Annotated in this window: 21 protein-coding genes; 4 read left to right on the top strand and 17 right to left on the bottom strand. The window is 37.3% G+C overall.

Going from position 1 to position 23399, the window contains the following annotated elements; translation table 11 throughout:
* Nucleotides 1–2: 2 nt before the first annotated feature.
* The 10 genes from atpG to AABK36_RS18585 all read right to left on the bottom strand — a co-directional run bounded on the left by atpG (nt 3) and on the right by AABK36_RS18585 (nt 7036).
* Nucleotides 3–893, bottom strand: a complete 891-nt coding sequence (gene atpG / locus AABK36_RS18540) for an ATP synthase F1 subunit gamma (protein ID WP_309936636.1) — start codon at nt 891–893, stop codon at nt 3–5.
* A gap of 58 nt (nt 894–951) precedes the next feature.
* Entirely contained in the window at nt 952–2532 is a 1581-nt protein-coding gene (atpA, locus tag AABK36_RS18545) for a F0F1 ATP synthase subunit alpha (protein ID WP_309936637.1), read from the bottom strand.
* A 60-nt stretch (nt 2533–2592) separates the two neighbouring features.
* Entirely contained in the window at nt 2593–3132 is a 540-nt protein-coding gene (gene atpH / locus AABK36_RS18550) for an ATP synthase F1 subunit delta (RefSeq protein WP_309936638.1), read from the bottom strand.
* 7 nt (nt 3133–3139) lie between these two features.
* Nucleotides 3140–3634, bottom strand: coding sequence for a F0F1 ATP synthase subunit B (gene atpF, locus AABK36_RS18555; protein ID WP_309936639.1), 495 nt, complete (start codon nt 3632–3634; stop codon nt 3140–3142).
* A gap of 106 nt (nt 3635–3740) precedes the next feature.
* Entirely contained in the window at nt 3741–3986 is a 246-nt protein-coding gene (gene atpE, locus AABK36_RS18560) for an ATP synthase F0 subunit C (protein ID WP_309936640.1), read from the bottom strand.
* A gap of 75 nt (nt 3987–4061) precedes the next feature.
* Entirely contained in the window at nt 4062–5084 is a 1023-nt protein-coding gene (gene atpB, locus AABK36_RS18565) for a F0F1 ATP synthase subunit A (protein ID WP_309936641.1), read from the bottom strand.
* A gap of 20 nt (nt 5085–5104) precedes the next feature.
* The gene (locus AABK36_RS18570) at nt 5105–5485 is read right to left on the bottom strand and encodes a hypothetical protein (protein ID WP_309936642.1); all 381 of its coding nucleotides are present in this window, start codon (nt 5483–5485) and stop codon (nt 5105–5107) included.
* The gene (locus AABK36_RS18575; RefSeq protein ID WP_309936643.1) at nt 5460–5717 is read right to left on the bottom strand and encodes an AtpZ/AtpI family protein; all 258 of its coding nucleotides are present in this window, start codon (nt 5715–5717) and stop codon (nt 5460–5462) included. The genes AABK36_RS18570 and AABK36_RS18575 overlap by 26 nt, the downstream gene beginning before the upstream one ends.
* Nucleotides 5689–6108, bottom strand: coding sequence for a bactofilin family protein (locus AABK36_RS18580; protein WP_309936644.1), 420 nt, complete (start codon nt 6106–6108; stop codon nt 5689–5691). Before AABK36_RS18580 ends, AABK36_RS18575 begins: the two co-directional genes overlap by 29 nt.
* A 58-nt stretch (nt 6109–6166) precedes the next feature.
* Nucleotides 6167–7036 (bottom strand): M23 family metallopeptidase, encoded by an 870-nt coding sequence (locus tag AABK36_RS18585; protein ID WP_309936645.1) that lies wholly within the window; start codon nt 7034–7036, stop codon nt 6167–6169.
* 231 nt (nt 7037–7267) lie between these two features.
* On the opposite strand from AABK36_RS18585, the gene porW reads away from it, so the two are divergent.
* The 3 genes from porW to uvrC all read left to right on the top strand — a co-directional run bounded on the left by porW (nt 7268) and on the right by uvrC (nt 14122).
* Nucleotides 7268–9874 carry a type IX secretion system periplasmic lipoprotein PorW/SprE gene (gene porW / locus AABK36_RS18590; RefSeq protein ID WP_309936646.1) on the top strand — a complete coding sequence of 869 codons (2607 nt, stop codon included), beginning with the start codon at nt 7268–7270 and terminating at the stop codon, nt 9872–9874.
* A gap of 21 nt (nt 9875–9895) precedes the next feature.
* Nucleotides 9896–12238, top strand: a complete 2343-nt coding sequence (locus tag AABK36_RS18595) for a penicillin-binding protein 1A (RefSeq protein WP_309936647.1) — start codon at nt 9896–9898, stop codon at nt 12236–12238.
* A gap of 84 nt (nt 12239–12322) precedes the next feature.
* A complete protein-coding gene (gene uvrC, locus AABK36_RS18600; RefSeq protein WP_309936648.1) occupies nt 12323–14122 on the top strand; it encodes an excinuclease ABC subunit UvrC in 1800 nt (599 codons plus the stop codon).
* 40 nt (nt 14123–14162) lie between these two features.
* Here uvrC and porN read toward each other — a convergent pair whose 3' ends face one another.
* From porN to AABK36_RS18635, 7 genes are all read right to left on the bottom strand, one after another.
* Complete coding sequence (gene porN / locus AABK36_RS18605; RefSeq protein WP_309936649.1) at nt 14163–14987, bottom strand: type IX secretion system ring subunit PorN/GldN; 825 nt, start codon at nt 14985–14987, stop codon at nt 14163–14165.
* A 37-nt stretch (nt 14988–15024) separates the two neighbouring features.
* A complete protein-coding gene (porM, locus tag AABK36_RS18610; RefSeq protein ID WP_309936650.1) occupies nt 15025–16629 on the bottom strand; it encodes a type IX secretion system motor protein PorM/GldM in 1605 nt (534 codons plus the stop codon).
* Between the two features lie 49 nt (nt 16630–16678).
* The gene (gene porL, locus AABK36_RS18615; RefSeq protein ID WP_309936651.1) at nt 16679–17506 is read right to left on the bottom strand and encodes a type IX secretion system motor protein PorL/GldL; all 828 of its coding nucleotides are present in this window, start codon (nt 17504–17506) and stop codon (nt 16679–16681) included.
* Between the two features lie 137 nt (nt 17507–17643).
* The gene (gene porK, locus AABK36_RS18620) at nt 17644–18663 is read right to left on the bottom strand and encodes a T9SS ring complex lipoprotein PorK/GldK (RefSeq protein WP_309936653.1); all 1020 of its coding nucleotides are present in this window, start codon (nt 18661–18663) and stop codon (nt 17644–17646) included.
* 474 nt (nt 18664–19137) lie between these two features.
* Nucleotides 19138–20100, bottom strand: coding sequence for a PorP/SprF family type IX secretion system membrane protein (locus AABK36_RS18625; RefSeq protein ID WP_309936654.1), 963 nt, complete (start codon nt 20098–20100; stop codon nt 19138–19140).
* A gap of 109 nt (nt 20101–20209) precedes the next feature.
* Nucleotides 20210–20980, bottom strand: coding sequence for a uroporphyrinogen-III synthase (locus AABK36_RS18630; protein ID WP_309936655.1), 771 nt, complete (start codon nt 20978–20980; stop codon nt 20210–20212).
* Nucleotides 20981–21029: 49 nt separating this feature from the next.
* The gene (locus AABK36_RS18635) at nt 21030–22124 is read right to left on the bottom strand and encodes a DUF4271 domain-containing protein (protein ID WP_309936656.1); all 1095 of its coding nucleotides are present in this window, start codon (nt 22122–22124) and stop codon (nt 21030–21032) included.
* A gap of 134 nt (nt 22125–22258) precedes the next feature.
* Here AABK36_RS18635 and hemW point away from each other — a divergent pair, with 134 nt between their 5' ends.
* Complete coding sequence (gene hemW, locus AABK36_RS18640; RefSeq protein WP_309936657.1) at nt 22259–23377, top strand: radical SAM family heme chaperone HemW; 1119 nt, start codon at nt 22259–22261, stop codon at nt 23375–23377.
* Nucleotides 23378–23399: the final 22 nt, after the last annotated feature.

Here is a 23399-nt window from a genome sequence, read left to right on the forward strand (position 1 = left end):
GATTAAGACTTCTTGCTTAACGCTTCCGCTCCTGCAACAATCTCTAAAATTTCTGTTGTAATAGCTGCTTGTCGAGTTCTGTTATAAGTCAATCGCAATGACTTCAACAATTCTCCTGCATTATCAGTTGCTTTATCCATAGCTGTCATTCTAGCGCCATGCTCAGAAGCATTTGACTCCAACAAAGCTTTGTAGAATTGCATCTTCAAAGATTTAGGAATCAATTCTTCAATGATGAATTCCTTAGAAGGCTCATAGATAAAATCCGACTCAAAATTCTCGCTATTGCTTTCTTCTGACTCAGATTGCTGAATTGGCAAGAACTGCTCGTCTCTCAAGATTTGAACCGCTACATTTCTAAACTCATTGTAAATCAACTCTACTTGGTCGAATTTACCGTTTAAGAAACCGTTCATAGCATGCTCGGCCGCAGGCCTTACATTGTCAAAAGACAAATCTTGGAAAGAATCCACATAATCCTCGATAAGGTTATACCCTCTCCTAGCAAAATACTGTTGAGCTTTTCGGCCAATAGGCATAATAGTCAAAAAGCCAGCCTCATAAGCTCTCTTGTACTTTTCATCAATTACAGATAAAGTTTTTTTGATAGCATTCATATTGAACGCTCCACAAAGACCTCTATCAGAAGTGACCACTACAAGCAAAACCTTATTAACTTCTCTCTCAACAGCAAATTCGATTGAAGAATGATCACTACCAGAAGAAACATTTTCCAAAATAGAAGTCAGCTTCTCCGTGTACGGTCTCACTCTTTCTATTCTATCTTGCGCTCTTCTCAGTTTTGACGCAGCTACCATTTTCATGGCTTTAGTAATTTGCTGTGTCGATTTTACCGAAGTGATTCTATTCTTTACTTCCTTTAAGTTTGCCATATTCGATATGCTTAAAAACAGCAAGCCAGTTTCATCCAGCTTGCCTTATTAAAGTCTCTTAATTCTGGTAGTTTTTAGCCACAGAGCCTGCTACTTCCTTAATAGCAGAAATCGCACTGTCACTTAGCTTACCAGCTCTCAAATCAGCCAAAGCTTCTTTCTTCTCAGAAACCATAGTATCCAAGAACTCTTTTTGGAAAGCTTTTACTTTTGAAGTAGGAACAGTGTCCATCAAACCTTTAGTAGAAACGTAGATAATTGCTACTTGCTGCTCTACTGGCATTGGCGCGAACTGAGGTTGCTTCAATACCTCTTGGTTATTTCTACCTCTGTCGATTACCAATTTAGTCGCTGCATCCAAATCAGAGCCAAACTTAGCAAATGCTTCTAGCTCGCGGAATTGCGCCTGGTCAAGCTTCAAAGTACCTGATACTTTTTTCATTGACTTGATCTGAGCCGAACCACCAACACGCGATACAGAAATACCAACGTTAATCGCAGGTCTGATACCCGAGTTGAACAAGTTTGTCTCCAAGAATATCTGTCCGTCAGTAATCGAAATTACGTTAGTAGGGATATAAGCAGAAACGTCACCCGCTTGAGTCTCAATAATTGGAAGTGCCGTTAAAGAACCGCCACCTTTTACTTTTGACTTCATCGACTCTGGCAAATCATTCATATCTTTAGCGATATCATCATTCGCGTTAACTTTAGCCGCTCTCTCCAACAATCTCGAGTGAAGGTAGAATACATCACCAGGATAAGCCTCACGACCTGGAGGTCTTCTAAGCAACAAAGAAACCTCACGGTATGCAACAGCTTGCTTTGACAAGTCATCATAAACTACTAAAGCCGGCTTACCTTGATCTCTGAAATACTCTCCAATCGCAGCACCTGCAAACGGAGCGTATACTTGCATCGGAGCTGGATCTGCCGCAGTCGCCGCTACAACTGTAGTATAAGCCATTGCGCCTGCTTTTTCCAATGCAGTAACTATATTCAATACTGTAGAAGCTTTCTGACCTACTGCAACATAAATACAGTAAACAGGCTCGCCTCTATCATAAAATTCTTTTTGGTTGATGATCGCGTCAATCGCCACGGCAGTTTTACCTGTCTGTCTATCACCAATAATAAGCTCACGCTGTCCTCTACCAATTGGAATCATTGAGTCAACTGAAATGATTCCAGTTTGCAATGGTTCTGCAACAGGCTCACGGAATACAACACCTGGAGCTTTTCTCTCCAAAGGCATCTCAGCAGCTTCACCTTCCATAGGACCTTTTCCGTCGATAGGATTACCCAAAGTATCCACTACACGACCTACAATTCCGTCACTAACTTTGATTGAAGCGATTTGCTTAGTTCTTTTTACCGTATCTCCTTCTTTAACATCCGAAGAGTCGCCGAAAAGCACGGCACCTACATTATCTTCTTCAAGGTTCAATACCATTCCCCTTGAACCGTTTTCGAATTCGATCAACTCACCAGCTTGCACTTTGGATAAACCGTAGATACGAGCAACACCGTCACCCACTTCAAGTACAGTACCGATTTCCTCCAACTGAGCTTCGTTCTTTACACCGGCAAGTTCATCTTTCAATATTGCTGAAACCTCATCAGGTCTAACTTCTGCCATTTTTATACTAGATTGTATATTCTATAACTTATTTACTAACCTACTTAAATCCTACGGAAATTATTTTGTAAGACTTCTCTTGATCGTTGACAACTTAGTCTTGACTGAAGCGTCAATCTGTCTGTCATCAATTTTGAAAACATAACCACCGATGATTTCAGGCGCTACGATTTCCTCAAGCTCTATCTGCTGAGCACCAGTATGTTGCTTAGCAGCGTCGACAAATGCGTTTCTCATCTCTTCCGTCAATGGGAAGGTCGTTTGTATAGAAGCTGAAGCGATGTTTTTCGTCTGATAATACAGAGACACAAAAGACTCCATAATCGCAGGCAAAATATCAGCTCTTTTCTTTGATGCGATCAAGCGTAAGAACACCGTAGTGATTTCGCTTACTTTACCATTGAAAAGCTTCTCAAGAACCGCTTGCTTCTTTTCGTTATCCACGATAGGATTTTTCAGTATCACAACAAGCGACTCATTTTCAGCGCAAACGTCGTTTATCAAACGCACATCCTCATAGACCTTGTCCAGCGAGTTTTTCTCAGTAGCCAAATCCACTAAAGCTTTGGCATACCTTGTTGCGACTCTGAAATCTGCCATAAGGAAACTAGTTAAGTTTTAAATCGTTTACATATTCCTTCACAAGCTCTTTTTGTGCTTGCTCATTTTCAAGCTCTTTTCTGACAAGCTTCTCAGCGATCTCCACTGAAAATACAGCTACTTGGTTCTTAACTTCAGCCAATGCGCTATTTTTCTCAGCTTCAATTGCGGCTTGAGCGTCAGAAACCATTTTATCTGCCAATTTCTTGGCATCGGCCTCAGCTTGCTCTTTCAACTGCTTTGAAGCAGCGTTCGCGTCGGCAAGAATCTTTTCTCTTTCCTCTCTAGCCTGCTTCAACAACTCCTCATTCTTAGCCTCCAAGCCTACAAGCTCCTTACGCGCTTTTTCAGCGGCGCTTAATGCGTCACTTATAGATTCCTCTCTGGCTTTCAATCCTTTCAGGATAGGCTTCCAAGCAAATTTTCCTAATATGATCAGTGTCAAAAGGAATATCACCGTTTGCCAAACTATCAGTCCAATACCGGGCGTTACTAATTCCATGGTTCAGTATCTATAAATCTATGTTTAAAATCCTATGAACTCAATAAAAGAACTGTCTACAAGCCTAGCGCTTAGTAGACAGTCCGTTCCTCTCATTAATCCTTGACTATGCAGTAGCGATGATCAAACATACAAGCACGCCGAAAAGCGACACACCCTCGATCAAGGCAGCAGCAATAATCATTGCAGTTTGGATTTTACCACCTGCTTCTGGCTGTCTAGCGATTCCTTCCATAGCAGAAGAACCGATTTTACCAATACCAAGTCCAGCGCCTAACGCAACTATACCAGCACCTAATGCAGCACCAAGAACAGGCAATCCAGCTGCTTCTAATAATAACGAGTTAAACATGATTGAAACGTTTTTTAGTTTAAATTATAATTGATTAAACAAAGATTTATTTTGCTTAAAATAAATTTCAAATTATTAATGATGATCTTCAACAGCAGAGCTTATGTAAATCGATGACAACAACGTAAATACATATGCCTGAATAAATGCAACCATCAATTCCAAGAACATCATCGCTGTTCCCAAGACCACACTAGCTGGAGCGATAAATATTGACTTGAACAAGAATGTCAATCCAATGATACTCAAGATTACAATGTGACCTGCAGTGATGTTTGCAAAAAGACGAACCATCAATGCGAACGGCTTCGTGAATATACCAATTAGTTCGATAGGAATCATAATCGGCAACAACCAAAATGGCACTCCCGGCGTCGCGAAAATATGCTGCCAGTAATTCTTATTGCCATTGATATTCGTCACAATCAATGTAAACACAGCAAGCACCAATGTCACAGCAATGTTTCCAGTAACATTCGCGGCTCCTGGCATCAATCCTAACAAGTTATTGATAAATATGAAGAAGAACAGTGTCAACAAATAAGGAACAAACTTCTCATACTTATGACCAATGATAGTCTTAGCGATATCGTCTCTAACAAACAAGATCAAAGGCTCGACAAATGACTGAACTCCTGAAGGAGCCTTTCCTTCGTTCTTCTTGTATCCTTTTGCCGCTGATGTAAAAATCAACACCAATAACACCACGCTAAAAAGCGCAGATGCTACGTTTTTAGTGATCGAAAAGTCAAAGATCTCTTCATTAGGATCCAATGACGCAATGTGCCCGTGACTATCAAGCTTCAAGCCATTGTATTCAACAAGTTCGTGGTGGTCGTAGAAATTTGACGAAGAAAACGTCAACAAGCCTCTCGTGTTAGAATAGAGAATAATTGGCAAATAAAATGTGCCGTAGTGGTCGCTGTCATACAGGTGCCACTCATAAGCATCCATAACGTGGTGAAGAGCCATCTCTCCTGCATTAAACTTCTCGTCTTCATTACCACTGCTCGCAAATGCAGATCCAAACGACGTTACCATTAGAATCAGAGCCAAAACTGCGGTTTTAAGCTTCTGAATCAGAGCGTTAGTACTCATAAATTTCATCAATTTACTAATTATTCTGAAACGTTGCTAAATTTAGTTAATAAGGAATAAATTTCAAACCCTATAAAGAACAAATAAATCCCTCCAAAATTAATTGCAAATGCAAAGCTATTCGCTTTGAATAAAAATACAAACAATATAGCGACAATAATAGCTAGAAAAAATCTTATCACCAGCGAAAGCAACAAAATCGGTACTATATTACCCCCAATTTTCACTACTATCAAGGTACTGATTAAATAAATTCCAAATATGCTTATATATATCTGCCAGATATGCTCCGACACAAAATCAAGTTTAAGATAATCAAGTACGCCAACTATCACTCCCAATCCTAGACCAAAAGCGAACAGCGGCATCAAGCCTTTACTTGTCTTTGCTTTCTCTTCCATTTTCCTTATTTAAACTATTTATCAACCAGATCATCACTCCGACAATCCCTATCAATATGAAAATAATCGTGAAAATAGTTCTTTTTTCTGGAAAAATATACTCATCCAGCTTCTTTCCAGCCCAATAAGTAAAAAGAATCACTCCAAACATCTGAAAAACAAGCGCGGAGTACTTCGCATATGCTATATATCGATTGTGAGCTTTACGCAATTTCTTTTTTGGATCCTTCATGAACTTTAAGGGATTTCGGTTGAGATATTTCTCCCATTTGGCATTTACCATTGAACTCCGCCCCGGCTTCTATCACCAATTTCTTGGCATAAATCTCACCATTCACTTTAGCTCCCGTCCTCAACACAAGCATCTCTTCGATATAGATTACTCCGTCAACTTGACCATGGATTTCGCCATTTTTGGCTAAAATATTTCCATCAACATGCGCTTCGGCAACACCTATCACGACTTTCGCTTGGCATTTGATATTTCCTACCAACTTCCCTTCTATCCTTACATTGCCTTCGGTTTCGATATCTCCTTTAAGCAATGTTCCTCTACCTATATTATTGGCCAAATCCCTGATTTCCTCAGCTGCCGCTATTTTCTCTTGTTTCTTTGTGAACATGTCTTATTATATATGCTAAAAAAGTTTATACCAAGTTATTAATTTTTACGCAAAGTTATCAATTGAATGAAACGAAATGCCTAGGGTTCACAGGATTTCCATTGAACCATAATTCAAAATGCAAATGCGGACCTGTGGTAAGGTCTCCAGAGTTACCAACAATTCCAATGACATCTCCCGCGCTAACAATCTGTCCTTGTTTCACCAAAATTTCAGAATTATGCTTGTAGACTGACACCAAATTATTCTTATGCTGAAGCATTACCACATATCCTTCTTCTTGAGTCCAGCCTGACAGCAAAACAGTCCCATCTGCGACAGCTTTCACTGCCTCATGCTCTTTGGTTACTACATCTACTCCAAAGTGATCTATTTTCTGATCAAAGGGAGAAGATACCATTCCATCCACAGGTTTGATGAAAAACAACTCCTGCATCTCAGAATAACCCATTTCATAATTATCCATTTGAGTGATTTGCTTGCCGTCAAACTCTTCCCTAAACTGCCTATCTACTTCTTTTAACTTTTCACTTGATTCCAAGCTTGCAGCTTTAATTGCCAATGTGTCACCATTCCCATCCTGAAATTCTTCGTTAGGAACCTCTCCGGACACAAGCATCTGAAAATTATCAATAAATCGATCTTTGGTTTCTATAGTATATTCAAGAGAGTCTATTGCCTGAGACAACATCATCAGCTGTTGTCTATTTTTAAGACTTTCATATGATGGATCAAACCATACCCCCAAAAAGGTCCTGGAAACAAACAGTGCCGCAAAAAACAAAAACGCAGCTCCAAGCAGACCGAAAACTATAAGCTTCCCATAAGAAAAACTCATTTTTTTCATTATCTCAAAATTATCCTCTTTCCTGATTACCAGATTATAGCGATCATTAAGCCAATCCGATAGCGTCTGCCTTTTTCCCAATGTAGTGTAGTGTATATTGTTTTGATAAATTATTCTTGATTATGTCACTTTTTATATCAAAATTTCATACCTTATCGTGAGCAAGGTATGCATAACCAAATCAATAATAAAAAATTATTTCATATCTTACCTAAGCTTAACGCAAATTAACATTATAATTTTGGAGAAAAAGAGAAAATCGTGAATAAATTCCTTTTAAAAAGATTTTGTTTAATTATTCTCACGTCAATCGTGCTCTATGGGTGTAATAGCGGTATTACAGGCCAAGTATACCATAATACTACCGCAAGATACAACGCTTACTTCTATGCCAATGAATCGCTCAAAGAAGTAAACAAATCAATCATAGAGAATCACAAAGATGACTATGATGACATTCTCAGCATACTCCCTGAGCTGGACACAACTCATCTAAGCAGCCAAAAGGAAAAAATTGAAGATATAATCATAAAAGCTTCTCTATCTATCCAAAGACATCCCGACAGCAAGTGGATGGATGACTGCTATATATTAGTGGGGATCTCGAGAATATACCTTTCGGAATTTCCAAATGCAATTGAGACTTTCAAATTTGTCAATACCAAAAGCAATGATGACAATGCCAAGCATCAAGCTCTGATCAAGCTCATGTATGCTTTTACGGTCAATAAAGAATACAATAATGCCAGAGCCGTTGAAGACCACCTAAGAAAAGCGAAATTCAACGAAAAGAATAAAAAAGATTTCTTAATCACAAGAGCTTACCTTTATCAGCAATTAGAAGACTATCCAAAAGTAGCCGACTATCTGACTGAAGCAGCTCCAATGTTGAAAAAATCAGACAGAAAAGCTCGCCTTCTATTTATCTTGGGTCAAGTAAATCAAGAAATTTTAAGAGACGCTGAAGCCTATGCTAGCTACAGAGCTTGTTTGAAAAGCAATCCTAGCTACGAGCTTACTTTTCACTCCAAGCTGAATATGGCGCAAGTTGCGACACTTGAAAACTTCAAAAACATCGCAAAGATTGAGAAATACTTCAAAAAGCTTCTGAAAGATCCTAAAAATGAAGAGTACAAAGATAAAATACACTATGAAATAGGCCGATTTGCTCAAAAGCAAGGTGATCTAGACAAGGCCATATACAATTACGAGCAATCTGTTCAAGTCAGCAAAAATAATAATAAGCAGAAAGGGTACTCTTACTGGAAGCTAGGTTTGATCTACTATGATGAAATGCGAGAATTCAACATAGCGAAAGCTTACTATGACAGTATACTTCAAGTACTTCCCAAAGAGGATGAAAATTACCTTGCCATAGAAGGCAGGCACGAAATATTGGAAAGATTTGTAGTGGAATACGATATCATTCAGGAAAATGACAGCTTGCTGAAACTAGCCGAAATGGACTCTATTACCTTAGCCAATAAAATTGAAGGCATTATTCAAAAAGAGGAAGAAGAAGCTAAAGAAGAGCGACGCAGAAAAAGAAGAGAGGAAGCTTTGGCCAATGCCAATACTGGCAACAACAGCAACTTTCTGGATCCTTTCAATAAAAATACTGGCAACTTCGGACTCAATAATACCACAAGCAGTGGCGACTGGTATTTTTACGACATGACTGCTGTCAGCATGGGACAAAATGAATTTAAGCGCCAATGGGGAAAAAGAGAACTTCAAGACTCTTGGCACAGAATGGAAGCCATAAAAGCAAACAGAGCTAATGCGGAAGCGACATCGGAAGAAAACGAACAAGAGCAAATAGCTGAAGCTGAAAAGCCAGAAGAAACTATCAAGTCGAAAAAAGATAGAGAAAACGCTAGAGTCGATCGATTCAAGACTTTATATGCAAATATTCCTTTCAGTCAAAACCAAAAACAGGCTTGCTTGGATAAAATGGAAGTAGCATACTATGAGCTAGGAAAAATCTACCACTTTGACCTGCATGACACAACTCATGCAAGTCAGACTTTCGGAACACTTACGGAGACATATCCTTCTTCGGAATATCGACCTGAGTCATTGTATATGATTTACCTGTTAAACAACAATAATATTGACAATGAATTAGCTAATAGCGCAAAGAACACCATATTGACAGAATATCCTAATAGCATTTACGCTAAACTAATTCATAATCCGAAATACCGTGAGGAAAGCAATGCTCAAAATGAGAAGCTCAAAGTCGTTTATGCTAATGCTTACCAATTCTACCAAATTGACAGCCTAAATGACGCTATAAAAATCATCCAAAGTGTAAAGTCAAATCCAGAAAACAGCGGTCTACCAGCTATGGATAAGATTGAGTTATTGGATATTTTAATCTTAGGGAAAAAGAGCGGAAGGTTTGCATATCAACATGCATTGCAAGAATATATAGACAAGCACCCTGAAGGCACGATGACCGAATATGCTCAAAAATTACTGCAAACAGTTGTCGATTTTGATAAAAATCAAGCCGCGAGAATAGGAACTCAATATATTTTCGAAAATGACTTGCCTCACAAGATGGCAATAATCTACGCTTCTAGTGAAAAAGAGCTTGCCGACATACTTCCGCAGAAGTTAAATGCGGTTATACAAACGTTTGATGATGAACAAAAGGATAGATTGACGACGAGCAACATGACTTTCAACAATGAAAACAACATGATCATCGTTAATGGATTTAAGGACTATGACGAAGCTGAAGTCTTTTTCACCAAACTAGAAGAAGAAAAGCAATTGCTCAAAGGCGTTGATAAAGATAAAATTCATACTTTTGTGATTTCAAATGACAACTTTGATATTCTTTACAAAACCAAAGACTTGAAAGCATATAAAGAGTTCGTCAAGAAAAATTATACTAAAGCGCACTTGTAATATTCTTTTCATAAAAATAAGATGAAAGAAACCATCGATAAAAAAACGAAAGCGAAAAGCAAAATTCCTTTTTATAAAAAATTCATTCTAATCTCATGGTGTATTTTTTTACTGGGAATAGCCTCTGTATATGGCATTTTTTGGATGATCCGACATGATGTGAATGGCTGGTTTGGCGGTTTGCCCACGTACGAGCAACTTGAAAACCCTAAAAGCGACTTAGCTTCAGAGCTTTATTCATCCGATGGAGTATTATTAGGGAAATACTTCAGAGTGCATAGAAGCCAAGTTGGGTATGACGAAATCTCTCCAAATATCAAAAATGCATTGATTGCTACCGAGGATAATGTATTCTTTGAACATGCTGGAATATCTTTAAGAGCATTGTATAGAGTACTATGGTATTCAGCTATACTAAGACAAGATGCAGGAGGAGGAAGTACCATTTCTCAACAGTTAGCTAAAAATCTATTTCAAACAAGAGATGACTTAGAAGGTAGTCTTGCTGAAATAGATTGGAGAATCGGACTTGTTATCGCCAAATTAAAAGAATGGGTTGTTGCCGTACAACTTGAAACTAGTTATACTAAAGAAGAAATCATGGCGATGTATCTTAATACTGTCTTTTTTGGAAGCAATTCCTACGGTATTGAAGTTGCATCTCAAACCTTTTTCAATAAACCTCAAAACTTGTTGACAGTAGAAGAAGCTGCGTTATTAGTAGGTCTTGTTCAAAGACCTAGTGGATACAATCCTAACAGATATCCTAAAGCTGCAAAAACAAGAAGAAATACGGTACTTAATCAAATGGAAAAATATGGCTATTTGGCTGAGGCAAAATGTGATTCTTTGAAGGAGCTACCTATAAAACTTGACTATAAAGTCAAGAACCATAATTATGGCTTAGCCACTTATTTTAGATCAGTAATTAGAGATGAGCTGATGAAATGGACTAAAGACAATAATTATGACCTTTGGGAAGATGGCTTGAAAATATACACTACTATTGATAGTCGTATGCAAGAATATGCCGAACAGGCTGTTGAAGAGCATATGAAAGCATTGCAAACGAAATTTGACACGCAAAGCAAAGGAAGGACTCCATGGATAGATGACAAAGGCAAGCCAATTCCAAACTTCATCGAGTCTGAAATCAAAAGAACGCAAACCTACAGAGATCTAAAACGATCGTTTGATGGCGACTCGGTAAAAATTTGGCAAGCACTTAAAAAACCAAAGGACATGACTGTATTTTCATGGAATGGAGATATTGATACAACTATGAGTTCTTTGGACTCACTTAAATATTATAAAAAGTTCCTTCATACTGGGTTTATGGCAATGGATCCGCATAATGGAGAGGTAAAAGCTTGGGTAGGTGGCATCAACCACAAATACTTCAAGTACGATCATGTGAAATACGGAAAAAGACAACCTGGATCGACCTTCAAGCCAATCGTATATGCCGCTGCTATCGACAATGGCTACTCTCCATGCTATGAAGTAGTGGATGCTCCTGTAACATTCCCTATGCCTAATCAAGATCCACCCACTTGGACGCCTCAAAACTCCAACAGCAAATTCTCTGGAGAAGTGATGACACTAAGACAAGCGATGGCAAGATCGATCAACTCTATCACTGCTTTTGTCATGAGCAAAATCGGTCCTCAAACTGTTGTTAACTATGCCAAAAGACTAGGAATTTCCAGTCCGCTAGAACCTGTACCTTCGCTTTGTCTGGGCGTTAGCGATGTTTCTATCTACGAACTCATAGGCGCTTACTCTACATTTGTCAACCGAGGAGTTTACACTCAACCAAGGTTCATCACAAAGATCGAAGATAAAAATGGTACAGTGCTTCAAGAGTTTCCAGCCATTACCAAAGAAGCTCTTAATGAAGAAACAGCTTATATGATGTTGTATATGCTTCGTGGAACGACTGAAGAAATAGGTGGAACGGGTCAAGGCGTTGGTTGGGAACTAAAAAGAGACAACGAACTAGGAGGCAAGACAGGTACTACTCAAAACGCGTCCGATGGATGGTTCATGGGAGTAACTAAAGACTTGGTCGCTGGAGCTTGGACTGGTGGAGAAAATAGGTCTGTGCACTTTAGAAGTTGGGTTGACGGACAGGGAGCCCGAACAGCGATGCCTATATGGAAAATATTCATGACTAAAGTGTATGCTGACAAAGAGCTAGATGTGGAAAAAGGAGCTTTCCCTAGACCTCGTAAACTATCTAAAGAAATTGACTGCAATATTTTCCAAATGCAAAATATGGTAAATGATTCAACACTCATGAATGACTCAACAATGTTGCTTTACGAGCCTGTTGAAGAAGTTGATCTAGACGATATTCAATAACAAAATATTTTACTTGAATGAACCAAACGGATATCAATTGATATCCGTTTTTTTATTTTAAAGATTTGCCTATTTTTCTAAAATATGGATAGAACAAGATATACCAGAGAACAAATAAACACACTTCCAAACAACCCTGGAATTTATCAATACTACAACTCAAAAGACGAAATCATCTATGTAGGAAAGGCTAAGAATATAAAGAAAAGGGTTCAAAGCTATTTTTTGAATAAGAACAACCATAATCGAAAAACGCTTCGAATGGTAAGTGAAATTTCTTATCTAGAGATAATCATTGTAAACTCGGAGTTGGATGCATTGTTGCTCGAAAACAACCTAATCAAAAGCTATCAACCCAAATACAACATTCAATTAAAAGACGACAAATCATATCCATATATACTTATCACCAATGATCCATTTCCAAAAGTCTATCCTACAAGACAAGTGGAAAAGGGTAAAGGGCACTACTTTGGTCCATACTCGAATGTAAAAGCGATGAATACCATTCTAGAGCTTTTTCGAGAGATATTCCATATCAGAACATGCAAACTAAACCTAACCGAAAGAAACATAGCCCAAGGGAAATTTGAAGTTTGCTTGGAATATCACATTGGCAAATGCAAGGCTCCTTGTGTCGGTAAAATCAACAAAGAGGAATATCAAAAAGAAATTGATCAAGTTATTCACATTCTCAAAGGTCATATCGGCCCTGCAAAACAATTTTTCAAAGAAGCAATGCTTGATGCGGCTTCAAAGCTTGAATTTGAACAAGCAGAACTTTACAAACAGCAATTGCTATCATTGGAAAAATTCCAAGCAAAAACAGTTATCACAACTACCAAATTGACCGATCTGGAAGTTTTCACAATTGTATCTGACGAAAAGTACGCATACATCAACTTCATGAGCATCATAGATGGAGCGATCAAATACAGCAAAACTATCCAAGCCCAATACAAGCTTGAAGAAAGCGAGGAGGAGATTCTTAAGCTCTTTATCATTGAAATTCAAGAAGAATACAAAAGTGAATGCAAAGAAATCCTTAGCAATATCAATATTAGCGAATTTGGAGATTATTTAATCACTGTTCCAAAAATTGGAGATAAAAAGAAGCTTGTAGAACTGTCTGTAAAAAATGCCTTGTTCTATAAAAAAGAAAGACTTAATCAAAAAGCTCAATCAAGACAAGACGATAACAGAATTCTGAAAACGGCCGCTCAGGATTTAAGGCTTACGACATTGCCTAGACATATAGAGTGCTTTGACAACTCCAATATCCAAGGAACAAACCCTGTGGCCTCAATGGTTTGCTTCAAAAATGGGAAACCTTCTAAAAAGGATTACCGTCATTTCAATATTAAGACAGTCATAGGACCTAATGATTTTGATTCGATGACTGAAATTGTGCAACGACGATACTCGCGACTTATCAGAGAGAATATTCCTCTGCCAGATTTAATTGTCATTGATGGTGGAAAAGGTCAGCTAAATGCTGCAGTGAAAGCATTAAAAGAACTGAACATATATACAAAAATCCCAATCATAGGAATTGCCAAAAGACTTGAGGAACTATACTATCCAGAGGATTCTTTTCCTCTCATGCTAAGTAAAAAATCGGAAACCCTCAAGCTCATTCAACAGCTTAGAGATGAAGCTCATAGATTTGCCATTACATTCCATAGAGACAAGCGAAGCAAATCAGCTATACAAAATGAATTCGACTCTATTAAAGGCATTGGAGAAAACACCATTACCGCTTTATTGAAAGCTTTCAAGTCAACTAAAAAGGTCAAAGAAGCCTCATTTGAGGAAATTAAAAAGGTCATAGGCGAGCATAAGGCCACGCTTATTACACAACATATAAAAAAAGGGCTCGAATAAATTCGGCCCTTTTCCTAAAAGAATTATATCAGGTGTGTTATTAAAATTCCCAAAGGTTGTGTTCCATTTCCATCATCTTGAATTCCTCTTCCTGACTTGCGAAAAGAGCTCTCTTCGTAGTAGGATAAATTTCTTCAAGCGACAAATCATCAGGATTTGATACCTTTATGATTCTAGCGTGGAATTGTCTTAATAAAAACGCATCAGCAAGATTCAAATGATAGTTTTCATTCTTTCTATTATACCAGATAGCATCATCTGGGTTAGATCTGAACAATGACTCAAGATCCTTGTACTTGAAGAAGCCTACAGGCTCATCCAATGGAGTATCATCCGGATCTTTATCTCTTGCTGGCAACCACATGCATACAGACTGGATATCAAAATAAAGTCTAGATCTTTTGCGATCGAAGATCACATCTTCCATAATTTCCAATACTGAGAACGAGTTAGCGAAATAGTATGGATTAGAAGTAACTTCTTCTTCAGAAGAATCACCCCAATCATCACCTTCGCTTGCCCACTCATCATCTTCGTCTTCAAATACCGGCAAAGAGATATTCTTGATGAACTGCTCTTTAGGCATTCTTTTGTTCAACGAATCACTAGTGTATACAGGCAAAGCACCTTCCAACACAGCGTCAATTATGAATTGAGTGATTTCATTATTTTTTGAAAAGAAAGGCTTGTTCTGCTTTTCTTTCAAATCCATTCTTCTCCAAACTCTCTTTCTATACAGCTGATCATGTTTGCTGATCGGCAATACTGAGTTTTGATTATAAGTATCAGTCTCTTCTTGTGCCATCGCTGGTGCCAACACCATCAATGACATAACAAAAGTGAATGCATATTTTATTAAACTCATAACACTAATTTTAATAACACACCTATTTTTTAAATAATTATCCTCCTATCGGAACAGACACGTAAATTGGTCTACCCATATTTACTACTTCACGTTGGTTACGGAAGTTCATTCTCTCTACTTTCTTCACGTCGATGAACAACATATCACCAGGCTTAGCCATACCAGCAAGCTTAGAAATATCAGCGTTAGTTCCAGTGAATCTCATTCTACCACCTGGCTTCGGCTTGTTGTTTCTAGTCAAAGTCACTTCCCACTCTGTTACTTTATATCTAGCATCTTTTGGCAAGAATTGCTTGAAAGTAGCATCAGAGATAGCAACAGCTTGGATCTGACGAGGACACTTCTTGAATCCTCTCTTAGAGTCAACAATTTTACCTTTTGATCTTACTTCTACATCCGGCTTAGGAACTGGTCTTACGTTGAATTTCTCAGTACCAATCTTGTTTCCAGCACTGCTTACAGTGATAGCAACTTGTTTACCTGTAGGAATAACAGTAACCAAACCTTTCTTAGCTCCTTTAGTAGTAGAAGCTCCAGTCGCAGTGAATGAAGGGTTGTATTGCGTACCCAAAGCAGGAACTTGAATATTAAGCTCATTACCACAGTTCAAGTAAAGCGCTTGAATAGCAGCAGACTGAACTTGAATTACTGGCTTAGCAACAAAATACTCAATGTCCTTCGTATAAGTAGTATCTCTACCACCTGGCAATTTCAAGCTAATTTCAGCTTTATAAGCTTTCTTAGCAAGACCATCTTTGTTATATCCACCACCAGCAGCAGTAAACTCTACAACACCTTGACCATCAGTTACAGGAATAGACTTTCCTCCAACTTTCATCGTAGGCTGAATACTCGATGAGAAAGCTGCCATAAATAGCTTTGCTTTATATTTCGTTCCAGCAGCTACTACTCTAGCTTCAGGATTTACCATTGGTAAAATTTCATCAAACTTTAATTGCTTCGCTCCTACTTCTTGAGCTAAAGCATTCAAAGCTTCAGTCTCCTGAGATAAAACCTCAGTTTTAAACTGTGAGATAGTAGCTATAGCAGCAGCCATAGGTGTTGCTTGAAAGTTCAACTGAGAGAAGTCTTTATTTCTTTGCTCTTTATTATCCTTAAAGCTAGGGTGATCCTTAGCATCTAAAGCAATGTTAGTAAGAGTCGGAGCATTTTGAACACCTTCAGTCTCTTTAGTTAAAAGCGCAGTATAAGCATTAAGATCACTTTGTAATTCTTTACCTCTACCTTTTACAATCATTAAGTTAGCTACCTGATCTTCATTAGTCAAACCAGTCGGCTTTCCAGTTTCATCTCTTCCACCAGTTACTTCAATGATTTCGTCTTTATAAGCATCAAGCTTTCCTATAATTTCTCCTGTAGCTTTACGAATCGCAGCTGCTTTTTCTAAAACTACTACATCATCTGCACGATTACCAGAATCTTCTACAGCTTTTGCGATACCTTCCTTAGTACCATTATTTTTTGTACTTGTTTCTATAGCTGACTTTTCTAAGCTTTCACTCAAGAACAAAAATTTATCAATAACAGAGCTACTTACCTGTAGGGCTAACAACGCTAGTAGTACAAGGTACATTAGCCCGATAAGCCTCTGCCGTGGGGTTTCTTTTCCTCCTGCCATCTTTTATATAAATATTTAACGGTTAAACAAAAATTGATTAAATAAGAGATTATCCTCTCATAGCATTCAACATGCTACCGTAAACATTATTCAATGATGACAAGTTGTTAGTCAACTTAGACATTTCACCTTGGAATTCTTGAGTTTCTCTAGCCGCTGTAGCCATATTCTCCATAGCAACTGTCAAGTTTCCGTAGAAGTTGTTCATAGCTTTCAAGTGGTTGTTAGAATCCTTAAGTTCCATTTCATATACAGCATTCAATGCGCCCAAGTTCTTAGCGATTGACTGGATCTGCTGATGGTATTCTTTAGCTCCAGAAGAAGCAACATCCAAAGACTGAGCAGCAGACTTAGAAGCTTGCGCCATATGTCCCATAGCATCTCTAGAGATGTTAGTGATTTCAGCCAAAGCACCTGAAGCTTTCTTTACATTCTCAGTATAAGCTTGAGTAGCACCGAACGCGTCACCCAAAGAAGACATTTTATTTACTGAAGTAGACAAGTTTTGAATACCTCTACCAAGGCTATCGATCAATTCAGGACCTACTTTAGAGTTAGTCAACATGTTGTCCAACTGACCAGCTACGCCAGCACCAGCTGCAGCATTGTTTCTAGCAGGAGCTTTAGCACCGCTTTCAGGATCCAACTCAGGATATACTAATGACCAATCTGGCTCTTCGTGTTGTGGTTGGAAAGCAAATAGTAAGAAGATCAACGCTTCTGTACCCATACCAACGATAAGCATTTCTCCAGCTCCTTCCCAGTGCATCAACTTGAAAAGCGCTCCCAAAATTACAACTGAAGCACCCACACCTGTGATGATTGGCGCAATTTTAGCATAGAAATGATCTACGAATCCTCCTTTTTTCTTACTCATTTTTCTGATACGTTTATAGTTTACTAATTAATTTCTTTATGTAGCAATCCCGTGAGCTTAGGCGATAGTTCGCCCAAAACTTAGGATTAATTTTCAATATTTTTAAAAAAGCTTGATGTATAGACAACAAGAGTCTGTTATCTACCAAGATATGTCATAGCGCAACGGAATCCGATATAAGATCTTGTAGAATCCTTGAACTCATAAGTTCTTGTACCCGTCTCCAAGTAATAAGAAATATCTTTCCAAGATCCACCTCTTACTACCTTCTTAGGCTCGTTGTCATCCCAGTAGGTCGGGTTCATATCCCATACCAATGGAACCGCAGCTGGATTATAAGCATCTTCAACCCACTCAGAAACATTACCTGACATTTCGTAAAGACCGAAGTCATTTGGCAAAAATGAGTAAACTGGAGCTGTATAAGCAAATCCGTCATCGTAATAGTTACCTCTACCAGGCTTGAAGTTAGCTAAAAGACATCCTTTAGTATTTCTAACATAAGGACCTCCCCATGGATATTTACCCATATCTCTTCCGCCTCTAGCAGCATATTCCCATTCAGCTTCAGATGGCAACCTGAAGTTAGGCATCTCAAATTCTCCGTTTGAAGTTCTGTATTGATTTAGATGTTCAGTTCTCCACTGGCAAAAGTATTTCGCAGCTTCCCAACTAACACCTACAACTGGATAGTCGTCATAAGCAGGGTGAGAGTAGTAGTAAGATACTAAAGGATCTCCTAGATGGTGAGAAAAATCTTGATTCCAAACAGTTGTATCCGGGTAATAAAGATCATAGATTCCTTCTTCTCCCAAAACACTTACTGAATCTTCCAACAAAGTATTAACAAATTGTCTATACTCATTATTAGTGATCTCCGAGTCGTCCATGTAGAACTGACCAATAGTCACTTGCTTGTTGAAGTTGTTTTGAGTAGACGGAACATCTTGATCAGCCTGTCCCATATGGAATGTTCCTGCCGGAATCGCAACCATACCATATGGCACCGACATATACCATCCTTCTCGTCCTTGAACTCCGATAAGCTCTCCTTTATCATCTACCGTCTTTCCTCCGAAAAGTCCGCAGCTTTGCAAAGAAAAAGCCAAAAGAGACCAAAGACAAAACATCCTTAGTAAACTAACACTTTTAATCATAACACCTATTTTTATTCTATTCCTTCCTATTTTATCTGAAACAGCTTAAACACACCTAAGTTCAGCAGATCAGAGAGACAAATAAAGCACAGCCTATGCGACCAACTTAATTTGTTATTTTGTTAATTTAAAAAATAATATTTTGCTTAACAACTTTTTATAAAAATAATTTAAAATAAAGTATTTAAAAATTTAAACACCTACCTTATAGTTGTTAGACCTTTTATTAACAATTATACTCTACAATATAAAACATCGTATATTGAACTACAAATATTTAGTGAATATTTTTAGTTTTAGAGAAATATACAAAATTTTCAAGAGATAAAGTGTATTAAAATAGCAATACTAGCAAATAGCCAATAAATCATATAAAAATAATCAAAAAAAAATTCCTTCATAATGAAATGAAGGAATTTAGAATGATATATAGTTATATAGGTTTAATAGAAATCAAAAAGTCCAACAAAAACCTTAATGCCTAAACCTAGGCGTTCGTATGATCTTCCTTTCTTTACCTACATTCAACGGCAATAAATAATTAAGCATGAATTCATGAGAAGTCGTAGCCTTCGCATTGGCATGGTGAACGATGTAATCAAGAGAATAACCTATTCTTAATGATTTATCCTTTAAAAACGCATAACCTAAAATAGCTGACACGGCTTCCATATATCGATATGACAAGCCACCCCAAAACATTTGCTTGTATTCAAGAAGAGTGGACACATCCAAAGCATAGCCTGTAAAGTCCGTTCTAAACAAAACCGAAGGCGTGATTATGACATCATAATTATACATGATATCGTATCCCATCATAAAGTTCAGTTGTTTTTCCAGTGGATTTTGAATATTCTCAACTCCAAAATCAAATTCAGAATCAATCAAGTGGTTGTAACTCAATCCTGCATATAATTTTTGGGACTGAAGGAAAAAGCCAATGGACAAATCCGGCCTCACTTGAGACTCTTTCCCTGTTCTATTAAATGGGTCATCGGGATCAAGCCAGCGATATTTATCGAAATCTATAGTTTGTGAAATCACTCCCCCTTGGAGCGCAAAGCTTAACTTATAATCATTCAGTTCCAAATGATAAGCGTAAGCTAAAAGAATATTCAAATTATTTTGAGGTCCCAATTGATCATTCAACACTTGCAAGCCCAATCCGCTGTTGAGACGTAAAATAGGCGCGTCGAAAGTTATCAATGCCGTAGATGGCGCTCCCCCCTGATCAATCGAGGCTTGATAACCCAACCATTGAGACCTATACAATGCTGTAATATTAGTAACTCCTTCCACTCCAGCGTAAGCAGGATTATAAACAAGCTTATTGAACATGTATTGAGTCAGCTGGGCATCATTCTGTCCAAGAGCAACTCTATCGCTCAATAATAAAGCCAATAAAAGGAGCAAAAAATTGTATAGAAATCGCTTCATTTTACTATAATCTTGTTAATAAATTTCAATATAGCAAAATAATAACAATTATTAGAGTAAAGAATGTTTCAAAAAAAACATAAAAATAGAAAAAAAGGGTAAAATTAAATTACCCATTTGCTTTTTTAATGTACAATTCTATCGCGCCAGTCATCGAAGGAGCGTTAGGAAGCGGAGCTTCAATATCCAAATGCAAACCAGCTTCTTTTACCGCTTTTGCAGTCGTAGGACCAAAAGCAGCAATTCTTGTCTCGTTTTGCTTGAAGTCAGGGAAATTGATGAATAAAGAATTAATTCCTGATGGGCTAAAGAAAGCGATCACATCATAGTTCACATTTGCCAAGTCCGACAAATCGCTAGCAACAGTATTGTAAATTATCGCTTCGCTGAATTCAATTCCATTATCAGTCATGAAGCTTGGAATATCATCTTTGCGAATATTCGAACAAGGGAACAAATACTTCTCATTCTTATGCTTCTTCAAAATTTCAATAAGATCAGTAGCTGTTCTTTGTCCAGTGAAAATCTTTCTCTTGCGAATAACAATATACTTTTGTAGATAATTAGCAGTCTGTTCGGAAATACAGAAATACTTCATATCATTAGGCATCTCAAGCTTAAGATCTTTGCAAATAGCAAAAAATTGATCAACGGCATTCCTACTAGTGAATATAATCGCTGTGTGACTTAAGATATCGACTTTTTGTTTTCTGAAATCCTTAGCGTTGACAGGATCAATTTGTATGAAAGGCCTGAAATCTACTTTGATCCCATATTTCTCAGCTAATTTGTAATATGGTGAATTGCCACCTTGTGGCTTGGGTTGAGAAACAAGAACAGACTCAACCTTCTTTAACTTTTCCTTACTACTTGTTGTCATATTTCATTTACGATTTGAATGACTTCGGGCAGGAATACCTCGTGATTCGTTATATTTTTAAAAAAAACTTCATTCCCACCAAAAAAGGTAGAAATTCAGAAGCGCAAAGATACAAAAATAATTGCAACTTTTTATATCCCTTGTAAGCGATCATCTTATAATACAATATCATAAGAAATGAAAAGTAAATAAATAAAGCGACTTTTTTAATCAGTAAAACATCATCCAAATGCCATCCTCCTTCTCTCAAAGCAAGACCAGCCATGCAAGTGACAAAAATAAAAAACATCAAGTCATAAACTCTTGAATACTCCAACAAATGAAAATCAACAAGGCCCTTCAAATTTAAAACCCTAGAAAACAATGCTAGTCCGAACAACTTGACAACACCAAATAACACAAGAACCATCACGTAATAAAAATAGGTCATCAATCTTTCAAGAACAGTTATATTCCCGCTATCACCTAAAGAGACAAAAAGAAAGGTCTGAAAAAACAATGCCATCCAAAGGCATAATATAATAAGGTAAATAAAGTTATTGTTGCTATAAACTTTTTCATTTACGGGAATTATTGAGAATAAATCTTTATACCATAAACTTGAACCTATTCTACTAAAAAAATTCCTGAAGATAATTTCAATAAAAATAATTGTAAAAAACACGATAAAGAAAAAGTCATTGAATGAATCTAATTTTCTTTCTAAAATCACATTATCTCCATTTGCCAATTCAACATTTTCTCCAACCTTTGACTCAAACTGAAATCCCTTTAAGCCATCTGGATTATATATCGAAACAAAATTGTTCCCACTTTTAAAATAAGCATCAAAACCTGAAGAAGGAAAAAGCAATGTGTCTTTCTCGCTACTATGCCATAATATAGAATTATTCAAATACACTGATGAATTCGCTGGCAAATGAATACAAAAAGTATCCGAAGAAGCTCGCTCATCCCAGAAGGCACCTATCAAATGCACGTTATTCAAATTCTGATCAATCAATGGTATAAACTCATCTCTTCTATCAGAAAACTCATACCATCTAAGCTCGCTTCCTACCAATGGATCCAGAGCTTTTGAAGAGTTTGATACAAAAAGAAAACATAAGAATAGCAATATGTTCAACGTTGTCTTTATCGACATAGAGTTTTGATCATTATAAAAATTAGGATTCAGGCTCAAAAGTAATTAATATTAAGCTCCTTTCACTTATTCAGGCTTAAAATTATGCTTGATATTCGTTTTTACAAATCACATTCAAATAAAATATAATAAATTTGGCAGGTATCTACATTCATATTCCGTTTTGCAAGAAAGCATGTCATTATTGCGACTTCCACTTTAGCACAAGCCTCAAGCTCAAAGAGAAAATGGTCGAAGCCATAATCGCGGAAACCATCCTCCAAAAGAACTTTCTAGGCAATGAGCAGGTAGAAACCATTTATTTTGGAGGGGGAACACCGTCTATATTGGACGTTAATGAATTAGAATCGATCCTAAACAAGATTATTGAACAATTTTCAATTTCTTCTAAGCCTGAAATAACATTAGAGGCTAATCCTGACGATTTGTCAATATCAAAGCTCAAAGATATAAAATCGCTAGGCATCAACAGACTCAGTATTGGTATTCAGTCATTCAACGATAATTTTTTAACTTATCTGAATAGATCCCATAACTCTACCGAGGCGAAAAGCGTGATTAATAATGCTCAGCATGTAGGCTTCGAAAATATTAGCATTGACCTGATATATGCGATCCCGAATGATGACCATAAAATTTGGAAAGAAGATTTAAGTTTAGCGATGAGTTTAAATGTTCCTCACATTTCCCCTTACTCATTGACTATTGAAGAAAAAACCGTGTTTGGAAACTGGCTAAAAAGAAATAAAATAAACGAAGTAGAGGATAATTTTGCCGCTGAGCAATTTGAAATCTTGCAGGAAACGCTTTTTGCAAATAACTATGAACAGTATGAAATTTCTAATTTTGCCAGAGAGAAAGCTTATTCCAAGCACAACACAAACTATTGGCGTCAAAAAAAATACCTAGGCTTAGGCCCTGGCGCGCACTCTTTTAATGGAAATTCTCGACAATTCAATGTATTGAACAACCCTAATTACATTAATTCCATTTCTAAGGGAATTATTCCTTCCACCTCGGACGATCTTGACTTAAAAGATCAAACCAATGAATACATTCTCACCAGCTTGCGTACAATTTGGGGCATAGACCTGAATTTCTTGAAAAATCGCTATCAATATTCGATTCCTCAAAAAGCAATCAATCAATACTTGAATAGCGGACATTGCATGCAAAAAGACAATAGTCTTATGCTTACCAAACCTGGCAGATTATTCGCAGACAAAATTGCTTGCGATTTTTTCACAACGTAGTGAAAACATAGCTCTATAAAAT

The sequence above is a fragment of the Aureibacter tunicatorum genome, from assembly GCF_036492635.1.
Classification (GTDB): Bacteria; Bacteroidota; Bacteroidia; order Cytophagales; family Cyclobacteriaceae; genus Aureibacter; species Aureibacter tunicatorum.

What these genes read in the sequence shown, in the direction of transcription:
- atpG (WP_309936636.1), bottom strand. Translation starts at nt 893, where the DNA reads ATGGCAAACTTAAAGGAAGTAAAGAATAGAATCACTTCGGTAAAATCG.
- atpA (WP_309936637.1), bottom strand. Translation starts at nt 2,532, where the DNA reads ATGGCAGAAGTTAGACCTGATGAGGTTTCAGCAATATTGAAAGATGAA.
- atpH (WP_309936638.1), bottom strand. Translation starts at nt 3,132, where the DNA reads ATGGCAGATTTCAGAGTCGCAACAAGGTATGCCAAAGCTTTAGTGGAT.
- atpF (WP_309936639.1), bottom strand. Translation starts at nt 3,634, where the DNA reads ATGGAATTAGTAACGCCCGGTATTGGACTGATAGTTTGGCAAACGGTG.
- atpE (WP_309936640.1), bottom strand. Translation starts at nt 3,986, where the DNA reads ATGTTTAACTCGTTATTATTAGAAGCAGCTGGATTGCCTGTTCTTGGT.
- atpB (WP_309936641.1), bottom strand. Translation starts at nt 5,084, where the DNA reads ATGAGTACTAACGCTCTGATTCAGAAGCTTAAAACCGCAGTTTTGGCT.
- AABK36_RS18570 (WP_309936642.1), bottom strand. Translation starts at nt 5,485, where the DNA reads ATGGAAGAGAAAGCAAAGACAAGTAAAGGCTTGATGCCGCTGTTCGCT.
- AABK36_RS18575 (WP_309936643.1), bottom strand. Translation starts at nt 5,717, where the DNA reads ATGAAGGATCCAAAAAAGAAATTGCGTAAAGCTCACAATCGATATATA.
- AABK36_RS18580 (WP_309936644.1), bottom strand. Translation starts at nt 6,108, where the DNA reads ATGTTCACAAAGAAACAAGAGAAAATAGCGGCAGCTGAGGAAATCAGG.
- AABK36_RS18595 (WP_309936647.1), top strand. Translation starts at nt 9,896, where the DNA reads ATGAAAGAAACCATCGATAAAAAAACGAAAGCGAAAAGCAAAATTCCT.
- uvrC (WP_309936648.1), top strand. Translation starts at nt 12,323, where the DNA reads ATGGATAGAACAAGATATACCAGAGAACAAATAAACACACTTCCAAAC.
- porN (WP_309936649.1), bottom strand. Translation starts at nt 14,987, where the DNA reads ATGAGTTTAATAAAATATGCATTCACTTTTGTTATGTCATTGATGGTG.
- porM (WP_309936650.1), bottom strand. Translation starts at nt 16,629, where the DNA reads ATGGCAGGAGGAAAAGAAACCCCACGGCAGAGGCTTATCGGGCTAATG.
- porL (WP_309936651.1), bottom strand. Translation starts at nt 17,506, where the DNA reads ATGAGTAAGAAAAAAGGAGGATTCGTAGATCATTTCTATGCTAAAATT.
- porK (WP_309936653.1), bottom strand. Translation starts at nt 18,663, where the DNA reads ATGATTAAAAGTGTTAGTTTACTAAGGATGTTTTGTCTTTGGTCTCTT.
- AABK36_RS18625 (WP_309936654.1), bottom strand. Translation starts at nt 20,100, where the DNA reads ATGAAGCGATTTCTATACAATTTTTTGCTCCTTTTATTGGCTTTATTA.
- AABK36_RS18630 (WP_309936655.1), bottom strand. Translation starts at nt 20,980, where the DNA reads ATGACAACAAGTAGTAAGGAAAAGTTAAAGAAGGTTGAGTCTGTTCTT.
- AABK36_RS18635 (WP_309936656.1), bottom strand. Translation starts at nt 22,124, where the DNA reads ATGTCGATAAAGACAACGTTGAACATATTGCTATTCTTATGTTTTCTT.